This window comes from Stenotrophomonas sp. STEN023, from assembly GCF_056760135.1.
In genome coordinates this window covers 53443-74507 of the sequence record NZ_JBRREF010000011.1, presented here as the reverse complement: position 1 = coordinate 74507, position 21065 = coordinate 53443, and the positions used below count along the sequence as shown (strand labels likewise).

Here is a 21065-nt window from a genome sequence, read left to right as displayed (position 1 = left end):
GCATACTCCTGTTTGCATTCTGGCTTCCATTCCATCAATGGTCAGCAAGCGCTTCGATACGGCGACCACAAGTCACCAGCACTCAAGGTGAAGCCGGTGCGCAGATGAAAACCCTGAGCACATCGGCGGTAGTACGGCGCATTCAACCCTTGAACGCCGAGGCGTTGCATCAACCTCCGTCCTCAGCCGACTTGGCTACTTCGACCGTCACTTTCTGCATGGTTCCACGCTCTACGCGCAGCCCATGCCCGTCGCGGCCCGCCGTTCCCTCAACCACGCCCCCATCCTCCATCACGAGGCGATACGCCAGGTTGGCAACTACGGCAGCCGTGTCACCTTCATAGTGGAACCGGGGCTGCCGCGCCGCCGGATCACGCCCAAACGTAGGAATGGCGAAACTGTCCGTCTTCGGACCCGCCCAATCGTGCTTGGCTGCGTGCAGCTTCACATCGCCTTGCGTACCAATTTCAATGCCGTTTCCAATACGGATATAGCTACCGTCATCAGCAACCAAGCGGATGGTTGGGGCGGTAACCAGCACCTCCCCTTCGCTCGCCGATGCATGCAGGAACTTCTGCGCATTCAGTGCGATGTCCGCGTCCTGCGCTTGTACCAGCACGTTGCCGCAGTTGGCGATTGCCTGGATGCCACCATCCTGAGCATAGACAGACACGCCAGCACCGGCCTGCAAAAGCGTGGCACCGCCGCTGACTGACTGCACGTTGTCAGTTGCGACAACGTCGTGGTTCTGGCCGGCATAGTGCAGCTGCGACTGCGGTGTAGCACTGATGATGCCTGCATCGCCAGCAATGGCGACGACCGGCTCGCCGGCTTGATTTCCCGCTTCTGGCCACGCAGCCACGGCCTCCTGCAACGCCGCCATGCCTTCGCCATCACTTTGTTTCGCGCCACGATTGGTCGCTGTCTGCCCCAACCCGCGAAAGAGTTCGCCGCACTCGTCAAGCAGCGTCAGCAACTCCTGCCGGTCCAGTTGCCCACCTCGGGCCAACTCGCGCGCATAGCTGGTGATCAGGATCCCGTGGGCAGCGCGTAACGCCAGTGCCGCATCAGTACGCAGCTCTGCACCATCACCTCGTGGCTGCGCCTGTCCGTCTACTCGCGGCGAGCTCAACTTGCCCATGTTGAGCTCGCTGGCAAACGGGGTAGTTGCCAACCGGGCACGGACCTGCCCGGGAGTGTCGTCCATCAGTAGTTCGCTGTGACCTTGACCATGGTGCTCACGCGATTGGATGCCCGACAGTGTGTGATTTCCAGGCAAACCGCGTCGCCCACTGAAGCCCGGTGTCGCATGTTTGCCGTTGTAAAGTGTGGCAACCACCACTGGTCTGTCGATATCGTTGTGCAGGAAGGCGACCAACACCTCCTGACCGATGCGAGGCACAAACTGATGGCCAAAGCCATCGCCACTACTGGGCATGGCCACTCGCACCCAAGTTGAAGATCGCTCGTTGCCCTCAGCCGTGCCAGCCGGATGCTCTTCTGGGCGCTGCCAATGAAACTGAATGCGAACACGCCCTAACTCGTCGGTAAATATTTCCTCACCGACAGGGCCGACGACGGTGGCCGTCTGCGGCCCATCTGCGGTCGGGCGATCAAGGGTCCCGGCATAGCGCGGCACCAAGGGCACATCCCGATGGACTGCACTGAAGCACAGTCTGATGTCGTCCGCTGCCTGATCCGGATGCTCCTCGCCCCCGATCAGATTGCCTTGAGCTGCCTGCTCCAGCAGCGACCAAGGCAACTGCCACGCTTCAGGAACGTTGTTGCGCAACTGCAGATCAATTCCGGTGACGACGAAAGTCCGCTGATGTTCGCTCTGGCCTGCATGCCCCGGATGATCCTCCAGCAAAATGAGCTCGCCAGTGGCCAGGCCACGTAGCCGCCCACTCCCAAGGAAGGTTCTGGCCTGTTGCTCTTCAGCCTGCATCCGGAGGCGTGCGTAGGTGCTCAACTCGCGCTCGTTATCAGCGTAGTACGGCGCCAATGACCGATAGTCAGTCAGACTGGCGACTGCCTGCCGACCATACTCGCCTTGCCCCTGATTATTTTCATCCTGACCCTGCAGGCGCTGCGCGGGCTGATAGTCATGACTGGAGAGGCTTACTCGGCATCCAACAAGTTGCTGCTGGGCTTCCCAGCGGGTCAACCATTGCTCCTGTGGACCGACGGCATCGGCCTGCGTCCTGAAATGTACAGCCTGCGGCGACTGACACCCGTGCAGAATTTTCTCAGTGAGTACCAGTTGGTGTGAAACAGCGTCCGACTGTCGGGAGAAGGTGAAGTAGTAGGTAATGCCTTCCTCAGCCAGCAAACGATCAATGAAGGCGTGATCGCTTTCGTTGAACTGAACGCAATACGAGCGCACCGGGTAGTCGCGCTGCAGTTCGCTTTCATGGCTGAACGAGGCTGCGATGGTGACGTTGCGTTGGCGATGTTCGTCCAGCACCACAGCCACGATCTGCGGAACGCTCTGGTCTTGGAAGATGCGACTGGTACGGCGGCGGTCCAGCAGCGACAGGGCGGATTCAACCTGGAGATCGATCAGCGCAAAACTGCCTGCTCCGTCGCGTTTTACTGCCTCGCTGATGATTCCCGAGAGCCAACGCCGTTCCCCAGCGCCAGTGTCCACGCCGAACCCCACGTGTCTACCCACCAGCTGCTTAAGCTCAATGTCCTCAACACTGCAGAAACAGGTAGCTTCGAGTTGAAAGGGACGGCTGAGCTCGTCGCGGTAGCGGATGCTACTTGGCCATAGAGGTGGAGAATCACCTGTGCCAGGCCATTCGATATCAATCAACCGATGCTTGGAGTCCGGCCCATCCCATCCCGGGTGTTGCAACCACTGCATGCTTTCATTCCCTTGATCATGCCAAACCAAAAGGCATTCGGGATGCTGCCACAGCAAAATGGCCACTAATTATGAGAAACGCCTCAAATCCTCTGAAAACGGTTTAATCGCAGCACTTTCCTACTCAGTTTGCAGGAAAAATAACCTCAAGAATGATCACTGCATCATCCATGCCAAGACGTAGAGCGTGGGAGAAGCATAGCCAACTAAGTGCTTAGCGCACCCGCAACATCGAACCAATCACCGCGACAACCGCAAGCGCTGCCGCAGCCATCAGGAATGCAGCCGGCAGCGACCACTGCTGGGCAATGAAGCCAATCGCCGCCGGCCCCAGCAGCACGCCGGCATAACCCATGGTAGTGACGGCGGGAATGGCGACGCTCTCCGGCATGCGGGTCTGCCGCCCGGCAAGGCTGAACATCACCGGCACGATGTTGGCGCAGCCAATGCCGACCAGCGCATAGCCCAGCAGCGCTACGCCGAAGCTTGGTACCAAGGTGGCCAATACGAAGCCTGCACATGCGAGCAGGCCACCCAGCAGCACCGCCATGCTCGGCCCGAGCTGGTTCACCAGCCGGTCGCCGAACAGCCGCGTGGCAGTCATGGCGATGTTGAAGGCGACAAAGCCCCAACCGGCATGGGCGAGCTCAACGCCGCGCACGTCATGCAGGAACACCGCGCTCCAGTCCAGCATCGAGCCTTCGGCCAGGAAGCTGATGAAGCACACCGTGCCGATCACGATCACCACGCCACGTGGCAGCGCGAAACTGCTTTCGCCCTGCTCGGCACGTTCATTGCGCCACCAGCGCGATGACAATGCCGTGATCGCGACAACGCCGGCAGCCACCACCAAAGTGGACAACACGGCACCGCCGCCAATCGACAGCAGCAAGGTCACCAGGGCCGCGCCAGACAGCGCACCAATGCTGTAGAAGGCGTGGAAGCCCGACATCATCGCGTGGCCGGATTCGCGTTCCACCACCACCGCCTGCATGTTCATCACGCAGTCCATGGCACCGATGCCCGCACCGAACACCAGCAGCACGGCACCGATGGTCAGCGGTGTGGATGCAACGGCCAGCAAGGGCAGCATCAACACCATCATCAGTACCGTAGCCAGCATCACCGGGCGGCAGCCGTGACGCGCGGCCAGCATGCCTGCCAGCGGCATGGACAACAGCGAGCCCAAGCCCAGGCATAGCAGCAGCACCCCCAGCAATGCGTCATCAAGACCTGCGCGGGCCTTGGCGAACGGCACCAGCGGCGCCCAGCATGCAATCGCAAAGCCGGGAACGAAGAAGGCGGCGCGCGTGGCCATCTGCTGGCTGCGCTGTAGAAGTAGTGGATTGCTCACGTGTTGTTCCTGGTTGCTCATTTACTGCTGCTGTGCGCATTCGATCAAGGCGCCCGATCAGTCGTTATCAGGCTTTCGCCACGGGGACTCGCTGCAGACGCGATGCAATCGGCGCGAGCCGCTCCAGCATTTCCGTTGTGACGCGGTTGCTGATCAGCAACTGATCCACCTGTTCGATGCCTGCAATGCGGAAGCTTCCGCGTGCACCGATTTTCTCGCTACTGGCGACGATCAGCGTCATGTCACAGGCGCGCAGCATTGCCTGCTTGAACGCGCATTCTTCGGCATTGATGCCCCATATGCCGGTTTCAGGATCGACCGCACAAACGCCGGGAATGCAGACATCGGCCTGCAATTGGCTCAGCTGCTGCAAGGCTATGGAGCCGATGGCACCACCACTGCGCGGATCAATCCGGCCGCCGATCATCACTACCTCGGCCGCCTGCGCGCCGGCCAATGCATTGGCAACCGCTGGCGAATTGGTCACCACCGTCAACGCCGTGCCACGCAGCGCGCGTGCAATCTCGACATTGGTGGAACCCGCATCCATCAGCACCACTTGCCCGGGCAGCAACAACGAGGCCGCGTGGGCCGCCAGGGCGCTGCGCTCCGGATCCTGCCGCCCTACCCGCTCGGGCAACGCGTCGAACTGTGGCGTGGGCAGCAGCGCGCCGCCGTACACCCGCCGACAGAGTCCTTTGGAAGCCATCTCGCGCAGATCGCGACGGATGGAATCCTCGGAGACAGCAAACGCAGCCGCCAGATCATTGGCCACAACCCGGCCGTGCTTGCGGAGCTGCTCGAGGATGCGCTGCTGGCGCTCCTGCGGGAGCGCATCGGGGTCATGGGCAGTCATGTGATGGCTCTCTGCGTTGATGTGAGTCTGGCTCGGCATCGGAAGCGCCGAGGGTCACCCGCTCCGGGCGCCCGGCCCTTGATAACGAAATCATGCATCAACACAATAAATCATGCAACTTCATGCATAAAAAAGGATGAACAAGTAGACTCGGCCATGCGCCTGCGGCGGCTTGGCACTGATGCCTCAATCCGGGATGAGGTCCCTGCCGGGCGGCAATCAGGCGATCCGGTGGCGCTACAGCAAAAGCTTTACCCCCACCCAACCCTCCCTTCGCGTTGCGAAAGAGAGGGGGGGCAAAATCTGCCGCCCTCCAAAGCTCCCCCTGGCGCTACCAGGGGAGTAGGAATTCCGCGTTCAATGGCTGCGCGCACCGCCTGTCATTCAACGTGCGCGCGGGTTTGGCAGGAAGGCTGCGACGATGCCCAGCAATGGCAGGAACGAAATCACCTTGTAAACCCAGAGGATGCTGGTGTGGTCGGCCAGCACGCCCAGCACTGCCGCACCCAGGCCGCCCATGCCGAAGGCGAAGCCGAAGAACAGGCCGGAAACCGTGCCGATGCGGTTGGGCATCAATTCCTGCGCGTACACCAGGATCGCCGAGAACGCCGAGGACAACACGAAGCCGATGACCATCGTCAGGATCATGGTCCATTGCAGATCGGCGTAAGGCAGTACCAACGCGAACGGCGCTACACCCAGGATCGACGCCCATATCACCGGCTTGCGGCCGATGCGGTCACCCAAGGGTCCGCCGATCAAGGTGCCGGCCGCCGATGCGGCAAGGAAGCCGAACAGATGCAGCTGCGCGCTCTGCACCGACACATGGAACTTCTGGATCAGATAGAACGTGTAGTAGCTGCTCAAGCCGGCGATGTAGAAGTACTTGCTGAAGATCAGCACCAGCAGGATGCCGATCACCCAGGCCACGGTTTTCGGCGGCAACAGATTGGCAGGTTTGGCCACTGATCTGGGCTGCGCGGCGACGGCAAGCAGATGCTGCTGGTACCAGCGGCTCACGTAGGTCAGCAGGCCGATGCCCAGCAACGCAGCACACGCGAACCAGGCCACGCTGCGCTGGCCATTCGGCACGATCACCGCCGCAGCCAGCAATGGTCCTACCGCCGTACCGGCGTTGCCCCCCAACTGGAACACCGATTGCGACAGGCCATGGCGGCCGCCCGATGCCAGCCGCGCGATACGCGAGGATTCCGGGTGGAATATGGCCGAACCGATGCCGACCAGCATCGCCGCCACCAACACCGTCACGAAGTTGGGCGCGAAGGCCAGCAACAGCAGACCACACAAGGTGGACACCATGCCCATCGGCAGCGAATACGGCGCCGGACGCTTGTCGGTGCGCAAACCGATCAGCGGCTGGAACAAGGACGCAGTGAGCTGATAGGTCAGCGTGATCAAACCCACCTGGGCGAAGCTCAGATGGAACTGACCCTTGAAGATCGGATACAGCGCCAGGATCAGCGACTGCATCATGTCGTTGACCAGATGCGAACTGCTGATGGCAGCAAGCACGCCCACCGCGACCGGGCGACGTTGTGTGACAGGGGCTGCAACCGTTGAAGCGGGAGATGACATGGCATGACCGCGAGATGGGGGCGGACGCGCATGGTAGAGTCGCAGGACACGTCCATCCTGCGCGATATGGTCATGCATCCTTTTGAAAAGGACATTCCATCTGTCCGAAAAGGCCGTCGCCAACCGCTCCCGGTCGGCCCGGAAACAGTGGTTTACTGCAAGGCCCGGGACTACCCCGCCACCACCTTGATTCCACTGCACCACCATCCGGATCGGCATCAACTGGTCTACGCGGAAACCGGGGTGCTGGTGGTCAATGCCGGCATGGGCCGCTGGGTCGTACCCAGCACGCGCGCGATCTGGATGCCCGCTGGCATCGGCCATCAGGTGCACTGCATCGGGCTGGTCCAGATGCGCAGCCTGTACATCACGCCAGAGGCAATGCCTGACGCACCCGCGACGCCGTCGGCAGTGTCCATCACCCCACTGCTGGCATCGCTGATCCACGCCGCGGTCAAGATACCGGCGCACTATGCCGAAGACTCGCGTGACGGCCGGCTGATGCGGCTGATCCTGGACGAAGTGCAGACCCTGCCGGTATTGCCGTTGCACCTGCCTGAGCCACGCGACGCGCGCCTGCGGCAGATCGGCCGACAGCTTCAGCAACATCCGGAAGATGCATCGACCCTGCAGGATTGGGCAACCCGGCTGCAGGTCGATGTCAAAACCATCCAGCGCCTGTGTGCCCGCGAACTCGGCATGACCTTTGGTCAATGGCGCCAGCAGGCGCGTCTGCTGCGAGCGCTGGAACGGCTGGCTGTCGGCGAGAAGGTCATCGATGTGGCTCTGGCGCTGGGCTATGAGAGCCCCAGCGCATTCGCCACCATGTTCAAACGTCGCTTTGGTTTGACGCCCAGCCAGTTCTTCCGTTGAGGCATGAACCCGCTGCCGCATGCAGCGGGTCAGCGCTAGTCACGACGCCGTAGTCTCAACCAGCCGTCGCCGTTGCCGCCTCATCGATCAAGGCGGCCACCTCGGCCGGATGCGAAGCCAGTGAGGCATGCCCAGCCTCCAGTGTGATCACCTTGCGCGCGTTGAGGCGGGCGGACATGGCCTGCTGGTTCTCCGGCGCGATCATCCGGTCCAGGCTGGAAATCTGGTACCAGCTCGGTTTATGCCGCCACGCCGGATCGCTGATGTTGTCACCGAAGGTGCCAGCCAGCGGCGCCTTCTGGGTGACGCCCATGACGAAGCCTTCTTCCTCGGGCAGATCCTGGCAGAAGCTTTCGTGGAACTTGTCGGGCTTGAGCCACAGGTAACCGTCGCTGTCCGGCGCCAGGTTGGGCGCTGCGGCAGGCAGATGCTGCTGGGTAATGCCACCCGCACTTTCGCCCGCATCAGGGGCAAAGGCGGCAATGAATACCAGCGCTTTCACATTGGGCAGGTTGCCGGCCTGGCTGATCACCGCGCCACCATACGAATGCCCCACCAGCACCACCGGGCCGCCAACCTGCGCCACCATCTTGCGGGTGCGCTCGGCGTCATCGGCCAGCGATGTGAGTGGGTTCTCCACCGCACGGATGTCCTGGTAGCCCAGCCGCCTCAGCGCCACGATCACCCGCGCCCAATGCGCCGCCCCGCCCCAGAAACCGTGTACCAGAACCACTGCCGGCTTGCCCATGATGTGCACTCCCACTGGTTGGAATAATCGATGACGGAATGGCAACGGCAGCCGCTGCCTCCGGCTCACACTCGCTCGCCACGCGCCATTCTGCGACCGGCCTGTAAATTGGCCGTGAGGGTTTCATTGCGACAGGCTGCGGTTGTTTCCCGGCGCCATGCCACTCGCCCAGAGCGATGATGTCGTCAGCCACAGGGGCCCGTTCCGGAAATACTGCTGGTGTTGTCGCCACTCCGCTGCTGGGCCATACCGAGGGTGTAAATGTGGTGCCATGGCGCTACCAGCTGCGCTCGCTTGCACTCCCTCGCATCTGCTGACAAACACATCGTTGCAGACAGAAGAACTCTGGCAGCGCGCATGCGCCCATCTGTTTTCGTTATTCTGGCGGACTGCTCGCCCGGGCAAGACCTGCGCGGCCGCTGCATTTGTAGAACTACTCACTTCATTGGATGAAAAATGGCTGCAAACGTAAAACTTGATGCTTTGGGCGAAATTGCCGGTTTCATCGGCGCTGCATTGGTCGACAGCGACAGCGGCATGACGCTGGGCACGCTCGGTGGCGGCGCCATCAACATGGACGTTGCCGCCGCAGGCAACGCCGACGTCGTGCGCGCCAAGCGCCGCGTGGCGAATTCGCTGGGCCTGAGCGATGTGGTGGAAGACATCCTGCTCACCCTGTCCAAGCAGTACCACCTGATCCGCCCGCTCGATGGCAGCAAGGATCTGTTCCTGTACGTCGTGCTGGATCGCACCCACGCCAATCTGGCGATGGCACGGCATGAACTGAAGTCCTTCGAGAAGACCCTGGATTTCAAGTAAGTCGCAGCAGTAATTTGCAGCAAGCAAAAGCCCGGCCTGATGCCGGGCTTTTTGCTTTGGGCAGCTGCACAAAGCGACCGGCATGTTCTCCCTTGTGGGAGCGGCGTAAGCCGCGAAGCAGATGGACCATCAGCTGGCACAGAAACCTGCAACCGCAGCAATCCCAGCTTCGCGGCTGACGCCGCTCCCACAAACAAGAGCACGCCCGTCGCACGACCAGCTTTTTGTAGGAGCGGCATAAGCCGCGAAGCAGATAGATCTTTAGATGGCACAGATATCTGCAATTGCAGCATCGCCAGCTTCGCGGCTTACGCCGCTCCTACAAAAGCTGTCAAAACCGCTGTACGTAATTACCTGGGTTCCGCCCGCACATAGCGTTGCCCATCAAACTCAAACCCAAGAAGCTCGCCCTGTGCATCACGCTGGAACTGCAGCGGCTCTGACACATCCAAGGGCCCATCCTGTGCAGCGAACAGATCCGTCGCTGCAGGCATCAAACTGCGGTTAAGCGCGCCGATCTGAAGCTTCAGCCCTTCATCAACCGCAGTTACCTGTGCACTAACCGGCAACTGCACACCACGGAACTCACCTGCATAGCCGGCATTCGACTCCGGCTTCCAACGCCAGCCCTGCCACCTCGGATCGTCATGTTGCTTGGCCTGCCGCGCGCGCATGCCAGCCAACTGATCGGCCACCCGCTGCGGATACGCCTTCTGCCGAATCTGCGCCCATGAAGCAGCCTCCGGATGGTCAACCAGATACTGGAAGAACTGCACAACCGTGCGCGAGGTCAACCAGCCGGTGGCGTTATCCGAGTTGGAGAACACACCGATGCCAACCCCCAGGTCCGGCGAGAACGCCATCATGCTGCGTGCACCGGTGTAACTGCCGCCATGGATGTAGAGCGTGTGGCCTTCGAAATCGCAGACGTTCCAACCGAAGGCATAACCATTGCACGGCAGCTCGTAGGCATTGCGTGCCTTGGGATCAACCTGCACACCGATGCGATGTGCTGCCTGCAGCAGCCGCGCATCGAATTGTGGCGACAGCGTTGCGCCAAGCTGCAGGCGCAACCAGCGGCCCAAGTCGCGCGGCGAGGTCATCATGCCGCCAGCCGAATGCATCAGTGCATCCGGCTTGGGCGGCACCACGCGCCAGCCCTGTTCGGCGCCCAGCCATTGATGATTGAAGGCAAGCTGTGTTGGATCGAAGCTGGAAGTGTTCGTTGCGGTTTCGTGCAACTGCAACGGCGTGAACAATGTCTGCTGCAGCCAGTCCTGCCATGACCTGCCGGTACGCTGCTGCAGGATGGCGGCATAGATGTTGTAGCCAAGATTGTCGTAATCGAAGCCATCGGCGCGCTTGCTGGCGAACTGCTGCAGCAGTTGCGGGTACAAGGCGGGATCTGGACTGCCGATATACGCTTCCAACGTGGTGATGGCATCGGCACTCAAGGGCACACGGTGATTGAGCAGGTCAGCCAAGGTCCAGGCTACCGGATCGACGCCCTCGGGCAGGCGCAGCTGCGGCCAGTGGTCAGCCAAGGTGCTGTCCAGCCGCAGCACGCCCTGCTGATCCAATACCTGCGCCAGCAGCCCCATGTACGCCTTGGTCTGCGAGGCGATGTACATCGGGGTCTGCATGCCAAGCGGCGCCTGCGTGCCGGCATTGCGCTGACCTCGCGTATAACCCAGCAATTGCTGGTCGCGATCGACGATCACCACTGCATAGCCCGGGCCCAGTTCTGGCACGCCGTCGAGGAACGTCGCCAGTTTCTGCGCGGCCTGCTCGGGAGAGGCTGCGGCAGCGGGCGTCCCTCCCCCCAGCCAGATCGACAGCAGCATTGGCAGGAACAGGATGTTGCGTTGATGCATTGGGCGGCTCCGTGGCTGACGGCTGCCACGATGCGCTATCGCCGCGATGCGGATATTGAACGGATTGAACCTGCTCACGCCCGCAACAACGCCCGCAGCCGGGCTGGGGTCAAGCCGCTGTGGGCACGGGCGCTGCGGCTGAAGTGGGACTGATCGGCGAAGCCGGCCTGCTGGGCCACGTCGGCCAAGGCTTCGCCGCTGGCCAATAGCGGCAAGGCGCGCTGCAGCTGCGCGCGCAGCCGGAATACCGAGGGTGCGCAGCCCATCCAGCGCGCGAAGGCGCGGGCCAGGTACACCGGATGCAGGCCAAGCTCGCCGGCCAGCTCCGTCAAGGCCACGCTCTCATCCTGCAGACGTTGGCAGCAAAGCACCAACCAACGCGGCGGTGTACCGCCCGGTCGTTCAGCGGTGGTCGCCATGCCGGCCAGCAGTTCCCACAGTCGGCTATCGATATCGGCCTTGGCAAGTTCGCCGCAGAACAGCGCCGCAAGCAGACCTCGCCCCTGCAGCAGTGCCGGCTGCAGATCACCGGCACGCCAGCACCAGGCATGGCCGATGCCGAGCTGCTCCTGCAGATCGAACTCAGCCGGCAGATCGATGCCCAGCATCAGCGCCCCAGCCGGACCGTAATCGTTGGCGTGCGCCACGCCCGCCTGTTTCACGCCCAGCGCGGGCACCAGCAGACGTTCTTCACCCTGTGCGGTCTGCTCGCCCAGGCTGCCGAGCAGCAGTAAGGAGAGCTGATGGCAATCGTGCGCATGCTGGTGCATACGCTCGCCGGGCGCGTACCAGCTGACCCGCACTGCCAACTGCTCGCCAGCGAAGACCCTGCGCCGGCAAGCTGCCGGCGCTACATCGGTCGCATGTGTGGCTGACAGCGAGGACATGACGTACCGCAGGCGGCAAGGAGTTGAAGCAAGTCTAGCCAGGCTGCATGGCAACGCACCTGCCGTTGGTCGTGGTTCGCCAAACGGGGCCGCACGCTGTCCGCGCGCCCGGCCCCGTCCTTCGCCGGATTCAACCCTTTGGCGTGGCCAGCAGGTACTTCAAGCCATGCATGAAGCCACGCGGTGCAACACTGAGATGGTCCTCGTCATTGAGCACGTCCAGCTTCAGCTCCAGTGACTGGCTGCCACGGTCCCCCAGCAGACCAATCATGCGCTGCGCATCCACCACCATGTCGACATCACCGCCGTGCTGTACCGACTCATACTCGCCGACATACATATAGGCCCGCACCGGGAGCTCGGCGGGCTTGCCTGCCGAGGTCAGTCGACGCTCCATCTCATGCTTGTCGAACCAGTACGACGGGCTGCCAAGGATGTAACCGCTGAACAGTTGCGGGCGTTCCAGCAGCACCTGCGTGCCGAGCAAAGCCCCATAGGAATGGCCGAGGAACATGCGCCGGCTCTCATCACTGCGGTAGCGCTTGGCCACGAATGGCAGCGCCTGCGTTTCCAGGTAGGTGATGTAGTCGCTGGCACCACCGTGCACGGCATCGGCCGGCGAGCTACTCGGGCCATTGGCCGTGGGCGTGTAGTCGCGGCGGCGGCTCTGCATGCCGCCCTCGCCCTTGGCATAGGACAGGCCGACCAGGATGAAGTCCTCGATCTTGCGGCCTTCGACATTCAAACGCCGCGCCATCTGCCAGACCAGCGGAAAGGCATAGTCGGCGTCGGTGACGTATAGCACCGGGTAGCGCTTGTCCGGGTTCTCGGCATAACCGGCCGGCAAGGCCACGAACACCTGGTAGTCGCGACCACTGACCGGATCCGGCACGTCCCATACTTCGCTGCCCAGCACTTCATAAGCGTTGCCTTCGCCACGTTGCACGATTGCTGCAGGCTTCGCGGCGACCGCTTCAGGTGTGGCCTTGGGTGCAGCTTCGGGAGCACCACTACAGGCGCTCAGCGCCACCATTGCCATTACCGACATCATCCATTTGCTCAAGCAGGTTCTCCAGCGATCGTGATCAGTTCCCGATGATGGCATGGCACGGCCCCCTTCCGAAGACTGTCTCTCCCAATTGCATGCGCACTGCGGAGCAGCTCAGCCGCCACCTTGGAAGCGCACAAGCCGTTGATTCCTTTGGGAAGAAACACCGCTAACGCTGTTGCCCGGCAACTTGGCAGCTCGGCTAACACCGGCAGGAGTGCAGCATGGAAGATGAAACAGTGAACATCGACGGAAAGCGGAGCAGGCAACTGCGCGAAGCCCGCGGCTGGTCACAGGAACACCTGGCCAGCATCTGCGGTTTGAGCCCGCGCACGGTGCAACAGCTGGAAACCGAAGGCAACGCCTCGCTTGAATCGCGGATGGCGGTTGCGGCGGCGCTGGAGGTTGCGGCTGAGGATCTGGTTCTTACCCAGCCAGCCAGCACCGCCGCGCCAAAGTCCGCGGGCATCCGTATCGAGAATCTGATGTTTGGTCTGGCCTTGCTGGTGCTGGCATTGCTATACGGCGGCTACAACATCGGCAAGGATCTGGCCGTGCGTGACAACGCACGCTGTGACGCCACCCCGGTGCAGTGCCACCGCTGAGGCAGCGGGGCTGATAATTGTAGGAGCGGCGTAAGCCGCGAAGCCGGGACATCATCGGATGCCAGCGGTGTTTGCGGCTTCAGCATTGCCAGCTTCGCGGCTTACGCCGCTCCTACAAAAACAGAGCCGATGCCTGCGGTGATCTTTCAAAGCACAGCCCAGGAGGCGCGGCTTGTGGGAGCGGCGTCAGCCGCGAAGCAGGGAGATCATCGGATACAAGCGGTGCTTGTGACTTCAGCATTGCCAGCTTCGCGGCTTACGCCGCTCCTACAAATGCGGAAAGACCGATGCCAGCGTGCTGACATCGGTCTTTGGGTCACTCCTTGCTTGAGCAGGCAGCACCGATGCTGCCTGCAGCTGTTCGCTTACTTGGCCTTGCCCTGGTTGGCCACAGCCTCGGCGGCCTTCTTGGCTGCTTCCGGGTCGCCCAGGTAACGGAACGACTTGACCGTGAGGTCGTCATTCAGTTCAAACAGCAGCGGAATGCCGGTCGGGATGTTGAGCTCAAGGATGGCTTCCTTGCTCACGTTGTTGAGGTACTTGTACAGCGCGCGCAGCGAGTTGCCGTGGGCAGTGACCAACACGGTCTTGCCTTCCTTCAACTGCGGGGCGATGGCGTCATGCCAGTACGGCAATACGCGATCCAGCGTGGTCGCCAACGACTCGGTGGCCGGCAGTGCATTGCGGTCCAGGCCGGCATAGCGACGGTCATGAATCGGATGGCCCGGGTCGGCCAGGTCCATCGGCGGCGGCGGGATGTCGTAGGAACGGCGCCATACCTTGACCTGCTCCTCACCGTGCTTGGCGGCGGTCTCGGCCTTGTCCAGGCCCTGCAGGCCACCGTAGTGACGCTCGTTCAAACGCCAGGACTTGTTGACCGGCAGCCAGTCCTGGCCCAGTTCGGCCAGTGCACCCTGCAGGGTATGGATGGCGCGCTTGAGCACCGAGGTGTGGGCCACGTCGAACTGCAGGCCTTCTTCCTTCATCAGCCGGCCGGCGGTAGCAGCCTCCTGGCGGCCCTGCTCGGTGAGGTCCACGTCCACCCAGCCGGTGAAGCGGTTGTCGAGGTTCCACTGGCTCTGGCCATGGCGCAACAGCACGAGTTTGCGGGTCACTGCGGAGGTCTCCGGGAAGGGAAAGTGAGACAGCGATTGTAGCCCCTTCACGCTGGCATCCGTTCTTTGTCGGGGGTTTGGGTATGGCGGCTGTGCAATTGCCGTGGGACGGGGTTTGTTGGTGAAAGCACAGGAGCAGAAGCTCACCCCTCCCCAACCCTCCCCTTGCCTTCGGCAAAGGGAGGGGGCGAAGCGACGGCCTTCCGCGCAACCTGGGCGTTGGTCCCCTCCCTTTCGCGCAGCGAAGGGGAGGGCCAGGGAGGGGTAACGCTGTCAGCCGCCCAGCTTCCAACCCGCCAACCCACCCAGCAAAACAACAATCCATTCCCCGCACGACACCCCTTTCTTCGCCCCTGCCATGCCATCCTGCCCGCACATTCAAGCAAGCCGGAGCAGCCAGCCATGACCACCATCATCAGCCCGCGCGTCCACGACCTTGGCGGCTTCCAGGTCCGCCGCGCCGTTCCCACCCTGCAAGCGCGCACCGTGGGTTCATTCGTGTTCGTGGACCACATGGGCCCGGCCATCTTCAGCCCCGGCCAGGGCATCGACGTACGCCCGCATCCGCATATCGGCCTGGCCACGGTCACCTTCCTGTGGGCTGGGCAGATCGGTCACCGCGACACCCTGGGCTCGGAGCAGGTCATCCGCCCCGGCGACGTCAACTGGATGACTGCCGGTCGCGGCATCGCCCATTCCGAACGCACCCCAGCCGATGTGCGCGAACACGCGCAGGCCCTGCACGGCATGCAGACCTGGGTGGCACTGCCCAAGACGCATGAGGAGACCGACCCAGGCTTCTTCCATTTCTCCGCCGACCAACTGCCGCAGCAGCGCCGCGATGGCGCCTGGCTGCGGGTGATCGCCGGCCGCGCCTATGGTGAGGAATCCCCGGTCAAGGTATTCGCCGACACCTTGAACGTCGCCATCGACCTGGAGCCCGGCGCCGAAATCGAGCTGGACACCTCCCACGTCGAACGCGCGCTCTACATACTTGAAGGCGACGCCCAGCTGGACGGTGTGGATATCCCCACCCAGCACCTGGTCATCCCCGAGCCCGGTGCACGCGGCCGCCTGCGCGCCAAGACCCCTCTCAAGGCCATGTTGATGGGCGGCGAGCCGCTGGATGGTCCGCGCCACCTGTGGTGGAACTTCGTCTCCAGCTCCAAGGAGCGCATTGAGCAGGCCAAGGACGATTGGCAGAACGGCCGCTTCGGCACCATCCCCGGCGACGACAAGGAATTCATTCCCCTGCCCGGCTGATTCCGCTCCACCCACAATGGCGCGTGCGCCCCATGCCGGTCGGTTTCCTTCCTGTAGCCAGCAAGGCGCGAGCCGCGCATAGTGCTAAAGCACTACAGGCAAAAGCGGTAAACAGTTAACGATTTCGCTACGCATCTACGCCTCTTCTCCGTTACTTTCCCCACACCCGAATCGGGGAACATAAAAGGAACGACACAATGAGCATGGGAAAGCGTTTGGCTGCCGAATTCCTCGGCACTTTCTGGTTGGTATTGGGCGGCTGCGGCAGCGCGGTATTGGCTGCGAAATTTGGCGGTGACGGTAATCCGCTGGGCATTGGCTTTGTCGGTGTTGCCCTCGCCTTCGGTCTGACTGTACTGACCGGCGCCTATGCTTTCGGCCACATCTCCGGCGCGCACTTCAACCCGGCGGTCAGTATCGGCCTGTGGGCTGGCGGTCGCTTCCCGGCCAAGGACCTGCTGCCCTATATCGTTGCCCAGGTACTGGGCGGCATCGTCGCTGCCTTCATCCTGCTGCAGATCGCCCAAGGCAACGCCAGCTTCCTGATCGATGGCAGTCAGCCCGGTGCCTTCGCCAGCAACGGCTACGGCGCGCTGTCGCCTGGCGGCTACACCGTCGCTGCCGCGTTCCTGTGCGAAGTGGTGCTGACCGCGGTGTTCCTGATCGTGATCATGGGTGCCACCCATGGCCGTGCGCCGGCCGGGTTTGCGCCGATTGCCATTGGTCTGGCGCTTACCCTGATCCACCTGATCAGCATTCCGGTCACCAATACCTCGGTCAACCCCGCCCGCTCCACCGCGGTCGCCGTGTTTGCCGGTGCCGGTGCGATCAGCCAGCTGTGGCTGTTCTGGGTGGCACCGATCCTGGGCGCAGCCATCGGCGGCCTGGCGTACAAGTGGATTGGCAGCGACAAGTAAGTCGCATCGATAGTTTCATTTGTTAGCAACTCCCCGGAGCGGCCCCTATAAGGGGCCGTTCTTTTTGCGCTGCAAAAGACACTTTGCAACTGACCCGGATTTTGTAATACCGTCGCAACTTGGCTGGCGCGCATGGGGATGCACGTACAGAGGGAGGGATACCACCCACCAGCCAGACTGCACCTTCTGAAGCATCCACACGTTTTTCATCGCGCCGCTCGGCCGATGTTCCATGGGGGAATCCGAAGTGAAGACTGTCAGTATCTTTTGCGCTGCACTCGCGCTCGCCGCCTGCAGCACCGCGTTCGCCCAGCAGTCCGTGCAATGTCCGTCACTACCGTCAAGCAGTGGCCTGCATTGGGAACAACAGGTGCAGAGCGATTTCATCGTCTGCAAAGCCACCACCGAAGATGGCCGTGCCGTACTCAACATGATGCTCAGCGGGCGTGATCCAGGCCTCTCCTTGAATCGCCCTTTGCGCGCGGAAAAAGGCGCGTTCGGTGGCACCGAGATGCATTGGTACAAGCTCGACATGGGCGGACGTGACGTACCCGGCCTGGAGTCGCGCCGCATCAGCGTGGTCAAGCTGGACAAGAACCGCTACGCGCAGATCTGGATCGACGCTGCCGACACCACCGAACTCGGCACGCTGCAGAGCCTGACCCAGACCTTGAACCTCAACCCGTCCGCATTGGCAGGCAGCAACTGAGCCCGGGTTTGCGTTGTAGGGCTGACGTCGATCCGTCGACGCTGGTCAACTGAGGCCGGTCCCGCCGCAGCATGCACGGGACCGGCCATCGTTCAGAAGCGCCCTTCCTGATAATCCACAAAAGCCTGTATCAACTCCTCGCGGGTGTTCATCACGAACGGCCCATGCCGCGCTACCGGTTCGCGCAGCGGGCGCCCGGCCACCACGATCAAGCGCGCGCCTTCAGCGCCTGCGCGCATCTGCAGCTCGCTGCCACCACCCAGCACCGCCAACTGCTGCAGCTCCACCGCGCGCGCGTCCTCGCCCTCGCCCAACGACACGCCACCTTCAAACACGTAGGCAAAGGCGTTGTGGCCTTCCGGCAAACGGTAGCTCCAGTGAGTGCCCGCATCCAACGCTATGTCCAGATAAACCGGATCGGTAGCCGGTTGCTGGATCGGTCCGCTGACCGAATCCACCGCGCCGGCAATCACCTTCACCCTGACGCCGTCGGCAGGCAGCACCTGCGGGATACGTTCAGGGGCGAACTCCTGATAACTCGGATCGCTCATCTTGTCGCGCGCCGGCAGGTTCACCCACAGCTGGAAGCCGCGCATGCGGCCCGACTCCTGCTCAGGCATTTCCGAATGGACCAGACCGCGACCGGCGGTCATCCATTGAACGCTACCGGGAGTAAGCAAACCCTCATTGCCATGGTTGTCCTTGTGCCGCATGCGCCCATCAAGCATGTAGGTCACCGTCTCAAACCCCCGGTGCGGGTGGTCCGGGAACCCGGCGATATAGTCCTCGGCCCGGTCGGTGCCGAACTCATCCAGCATCAGGAAGGGGTCCAGCTCCGGCAACGACGGGGTACCGATGACCCGGGTCAGGCGTACACCTGCACCGTCGGAGGTGGGTATGCCGCGGATACTGCGCACCACCCGGGCGGAATCGTGGCTAGTCATCAGGAAGCTCCTTGAACATGCAGCAGACAATGGCCCTCGTCGACCGCCAAACCAATCGCCACCGCTGCAACCATTTGTTCCAGCCAGCCTACCGCTGCAGCACAGCGCCGCCCCGCAGTCATGTTCGATAAGACACGGACCTAAGACCAAAGTCGCATCCAATTCAGCTGCCATGCACATTGACCCCCGACCTGCATGGGTAGACCCTTGCAGGCATTCCCCTGCGAGGCGACTCGATGAAAGGTTTTTCCAAAGCCGGATGGGCGCTGCTGTCCCTGATAGGCGCGTTCTGTCTAGGCGTCGTGGCGCTACGCCGCGGCGAACACATCAATGCCCTCTGGATCGTGGTGGCAGCGGTATCGCTGTACCTGGTCGCGTTCCGCTACTACGGCCTGTTCATCGCCAACAAGGTACTGGGGGTTGATCCCACCCGCGCCACGCCAGCGATCATCAACAACGATGGCCTGGACTACGTGCCCACCAACAAGCACGTGCTGTTCGGCCACCACTTCGCTGCCATTGCCGGCGCCGGCCCGTTGGTTGGTCCGGTACTCGCCGCACAGATGGGCTACCTGCCCGGCACGCTCTGGCTGATTGCCGGCGTGGTGCTTGCCGGTGCGGTGCAGGATTTCATGATCCTGTTCATCTCCAGCCGCCGCAATGGCCGCTCGCTGGGCGATCTGGTGCGCGAGGAAATGGGCCAGGTGCCCGGCACCATCGCGCTGTTCGGCGTCTTCATGATCATGATCATCATCCTCGCGGTGCTGGCGATGATCGTGGTGAAGGCACTGGAGGGCAGTCCCTGGGGCATGTTCACGGTGATAGCCACAATGCCCATCGCCATGTTCATGGGCGTGTACATGCGCTACATCCGCCCCGGCAAGATCGGTGAGATCTCGATCGCAGGCCTGTTCCTGCTGATCGCAGCGATCTGGTACGGCGGCAAGGTTGCCGCTGATCCGGTGCTGGGACCGATGTTCACCTTCACCGGCATCCAGATCACCTGGATGCTGATCGGCTACGGCTTTGTCGCGGCGGTGCTGCCGGTATGGCTGCTGCTGGCCCCGCGCGACTACCTGTCCACCTTCCTCAAGATAGGCACGATTGTCGGCTTGGCGATCGGCATCCTGATCGTGATGCCGGAACTGAAGATGCCGGCGCTGACCCAGTTCACCGACGGCACTGGCCCGGTGTGGAAGGGCAGCATGTTCCCGTTCCTGTTCATCACCATTGCCTGTGGCGCGGTGTCGGGCTTCCATGCGCTGATCAGCTCGGGCACCACGCCCAAGCTGCTGGCCAATGAAGGCCACATTGCCTACATCGGTTACGGCGGCATGCTGATGGAATCGTTCGTGGCAATCATGGCAATGGTCGCCGCCTCGATCATCGAGCCGGGCATCTACTTCGCCATGAACAGTCCGGCCGCGATCATCGGCACCGACGTGGTGCATGCGGCGCAGGTCGTCACCAACTGGGGCTTTGCAATCACCCCGGACCAGCTGACCGCAACCGCAGCAGAGATCGGTGAAACCACCATCCTCTCGCGCGCCGGTGGTGCGCCGACTCTGGCCGTTGGTATCGCTCAGATCCTGCACGCAGTGCTGCCGGGCGAAGGCATGATGGCGTTCTGGTACCACTTCGCCATCCTGTTCGAAGCCCTGTTCATCCTGACCGCGGTGGATGCCGGCACCCGTTCGGGCCGCTTCATGCTGCAGGACCTGCTGGGCAACTTCGTGCCGGCCCTGCGCCGCACCGACTCGTGGGTGGCCAGCTTCATCGCCACCGGTGGCTGCGTCGCACTGTGGGGTTACTTCCTGTACCAGGGTGTGACCGATCCGCTGGGTGGCATCAACATGCTGTGGCCGCTGTTCGGCATCGCCAACCAGATGCTGGCCGGTGTTGCACTGCTGCTGTGCACCGTGGTGCTGTTCAAGATGAAAAAGGACAAGTACGCCTGGGTGCCGCTGGTCCCGGCCATCTGGTTGCTGATCTGCACCACCGCAGCCGGCTTCATCAAGATCTTCTCCGACGTTCCGGCAGTGGGCTTCCTGGCCCAGGCACACAAGTACCGTGATGCCATTGCCGCCAACGAATTGCTGACACCGTCGAAGAACTTCGACCAGATGCACCAGGTGATGGTGAACAACTACATCAATACCGGCCTGACCGCGCTGTTCCTGTTCGTGGTGTTCGCGGTGCTGGTGTACTCGATCAAGACCATCGCCGCTGCACGCCGCTCGTCGGTGCGCACCGACAAGGAAACGCCTTACGTGGCATTGAAGCCGCACGAGGTTGATCTGTAATGGGTACCGAGCTGGTCCCCGTCGGCCAGTACCAGACGTTCCGCCGCACCTGGCGGCGTCTGGTGCAGACCGCGCGGCTTTGCTGCGGCGTGCCGGACTACGACAACTATGTCCGGCACATGCGCGAGAAGCATCCCGACCGTGAGGTCATGGATTACAAAACCTTCTTCCGCGAACGTCAGGAAGCCCGCTTCGGCGGCAGGAGCGGCTTCCGCTGCTGCTAAGCCAGCGGAGACAAGCAACGAAGGAAGGCGGCGCCATTGGCGCCGCCTTTTTGCTACCTGT

At 62.4% G+C, this 21065-nt stretch carries 18 protein-coding genes; 8 read left to right on the top strand and 10 right to left on the bottom strand.

What is annotated here, in order from left to right; genetic code table 11:
• Positions 1-169 precede the first annotated feature (169 nt).
• The 4 genes from ACVOLV_RS05060 to ACVOLV_RS05045 form a co-directional block, all read right to left on the bottom strand.
• Positions 170-2869, bottom strand: a complete 2700-nt coding sequence (locus tag ACVOLV_RS05060) for a type VI secretion system Vgr family protein (protein ID WP_481553447.1) — start codon at positions 2867-2869, stop codon at positions 170-172.
• 214 nt (positions 2870-3083) lie between these two features.
• Positions 3084-4187: an MFS transporter gene (locus tag ACVOLV_RS05055; RefSeq protein WP_481553457.1), complete on the bottom strand. Its 1104-nt coding sequence runs from the start codon at positions 4185-4187 to the stop codon at positions 3084-3086.
• Between the two features lie 103 nt (positions 4188-4290).
• Positions 4291-5079 carry a DeoR/GlpR family DNA-binding transcription regulator gene (locus ACVOLV_RS05050; protein WP_481553446.1) on the bottom strand — a complete coding sequence of 263 codons (789 nt, stop codon included), beginning with the start codon at positions 5077-5079 and terminating at the stop codon, positions 4291-4293.
• 384 nt (positions 5080-5463) lie between these two features.
• A complete protein-coding gene (locus tag ACVOLV_RS05045; RefSeq protein WP_481553445.1) occupies positions 5464-6675 on the bottom strand; it encodes an MFS transporter in 1212 nt (403 codons plus the stop codon).
• Positions 6676-6747: 72 nt separating this feature from the next.
• On the opposite strand from ACVOLV_RS05045, the gene ACVOLV_RS05040 reads away from it, so the two are divergent.
• Entirely contained in the window at positions 6748-7548 is an 801-nt protein-coding gene (locus ACVOLV_RS05040) for an AraC family transcriptional regulator (protein ID WP_481553444.1), read from the top strand.
• Positions 7549-7603: 55 nt separating this feature from the next.
• Here ACVOLV_RS05040 and ACVOLV_RS05035 read toward each other — a convergent pair whose 3' ends face one another.
• Positions 7604-8296: an alpha/beta hydrolase gene (locus tag ACVOLV_RS05035; RefSeq protein WP_481553443.1), complete on the bottom strand. Its 693-nt coding sequence runs from the start codon at positions 8294-8296 to the stop codon at positions 7604-7606.
• A gap of 456 nt (positions 8297-8752) precedes the next feature.
• Between ACVOLV_RS05035 and ACVOLV_RS05030 the strand changes: the two genes are divergently transcribed.
• Complete coding sequence (locus tag ACVOLV_RS05030; protein WP_481553442.1) at positions 8753-9115, top strand: roadblock/LC7 domain-containing protein; 363 nt, start codon at positions 8753-8755, stop codon at positions 9113-9115.
• Positions 9116-9465: 350 nt separating this feature from the next.
• On the opposite strand, the gene ACVOLV_RS05025 is transcribed toward ACVOLV_RS05030, so the two are convergent.
• From ACVOLV_RS05025 to ACVOLV_RS05015, 3 genes are all read right to left on the bottom strand, one after another.
• Positions 9466-10989 (bottom strand): serine hydrolase domain-containing protein, encoded by a 1524-nt coding sequence (locus ACVOLV_RS05025; RefSeq protein WP_481553441.1) that lies wholly within the window; start codon positions 10987-10989, stop codon positions 9466-9468.
• 74 nt (positions 10990-11063) lie between these two features.
• Positions 11064-11876: a helix-turn-helix transcriptional regulator gene (locus ACVOLV_RS05020; RefSeq protein ID WP_481553440.1), complete on the bottom strand. Its 813-nt coding sequence runs from the start codon at positions 11874-11876 to the stop codon at positions 11064-11066.
• Positions 11877-12006: 130 nt separating this feature from the next.
• Positions 12007-12909, bottom strand: coding sequence for an alpha/beta hydrolase (locus ACVOLV_RS05015; protein ID WP_481553456.1), 903 nt, complete (start codon positions 12907-12909; stop codon positions 12007-12009).
• Positions 12910-13148: 239 nt separating this feature from the next.
• Here ACVOLV_RS05015 and ACVOLV_RS05010 point away from each other — a divergent pair, with 239 nt between their 5' ends.
• Positions 13149-13529, top strand: coding sequence for a helix-turn-helix domain-containing protein (locus ACVOLV_RS05010; protein WP_481553439.1), 381 nt, complete (start codon positions 13149-13151; stop codon positions 13527-13529).
• 365 nt (positions 13530-13894) lie between these two features.
• On the opposite strand, the gene gpmA is transcribed toward ACVOLV_RS05010, so the two are convergent.
• Complete coding sequence (gene gpmA, locus ACVOLV_RS05005) at positions 13895-14644, bottom strand: 2,3-diphosphoglycerate-dependent phosphoglycerate mutase (RefSeq protein ID WP_303749256.1); 750 nt, start codon at positions 14642-14644, stop codon at positions 13895-13897.
• A 402-nt stretch (positions 14645-15046) separates the two neighbouring features.
• On the opposite strand from gpmA, the gene ACVOLV_RS05000 reads away from it, so the two are divergent.
• From ACVOLV_RS05000 to ACVOLV_RS04990, 3 genes are all read left to right on the top strand, one after another.
• Positions 15047-15907: a pirin family protein gene (locus tag ACVOLV_RS05000; protein WP_303749255.1), complete on the top strand. Its 861-nt coding sequence runs from the start codon at positions 15047-15049 to the stop codon at positions 15905-15907.
• Positions 15908-16104: 197 nt separating this feature from the next.
• A complete protein-coding gene (gene aqpZ / locus ACVOLV_RS04995) occupies positions 16105-16824 on the top strand; it encodes an aquaporin Z (protein ID WP_481553438.1) in 720 nt (239 codons plus the stop codon).
• A 247-nt stretch (positions 16825-17071) separates the two neighbouring features.
• Positions 17072-17533, top strand: a complete 462-nt coding sequence (locus ACVOLV_RS04990) for a hypothetical protein (protein WP_481553437.1) — start codon at positions 17072-17074, stop codon at positions 17531-17533.
• 92 nt (positions 17534-17625) lie between these two features.
• Here ACVOLV_RS04990 and ACVOLV_RS04985 read toward each other — a convergent pair whose 3' ends face one another.
• Positions 17626-18477, bottom strand: a complete 852-nt coding sequence (locus ACVOLV_RS04985) for a pirin family protein (protein WP_481553436.1) — start codon at positions 18475-18477, stop codon at positions 17626-17628.
• A 236-nt stretch (positions 18478-18713) separates the two neighbouring features.
• Here ACVOLV_RS04985 and ACVOLV_RS04980 point away from each other — a divergent pair, with 236 nt between their 5' ends.
• Together ACVOLV_RS04980 and ACVOLV_RS04975 are read left to right on the top strand one after the other, a co-directional pair.
• Positions 18714-20780, top strand: coding sequence for a carbon starvation CstA family protein (locus ACVOLV_RS04980; protein ID WP_481553435.1), 2067 nt, complete (start codon positions 18714-18716; stop codon positions 20778-20780).
• Positions 20780-21004: a YbdD/YjiX family protein gene (locus ACVOLV_RS04975; RefSeq protein WP_057626620.1), complete on the top strand. Its 225-nt coding sequence runs from the start codon at positions 20780-20782 to the stop codon at positions 21002-21004. Before ACVOLV_RS04980 ends, ACVOLV_RS04975 begins: the two co-directional genes overlap by 1 nt.
• Positions 21005-21065 lie beyond the last annotated feature (61 nt).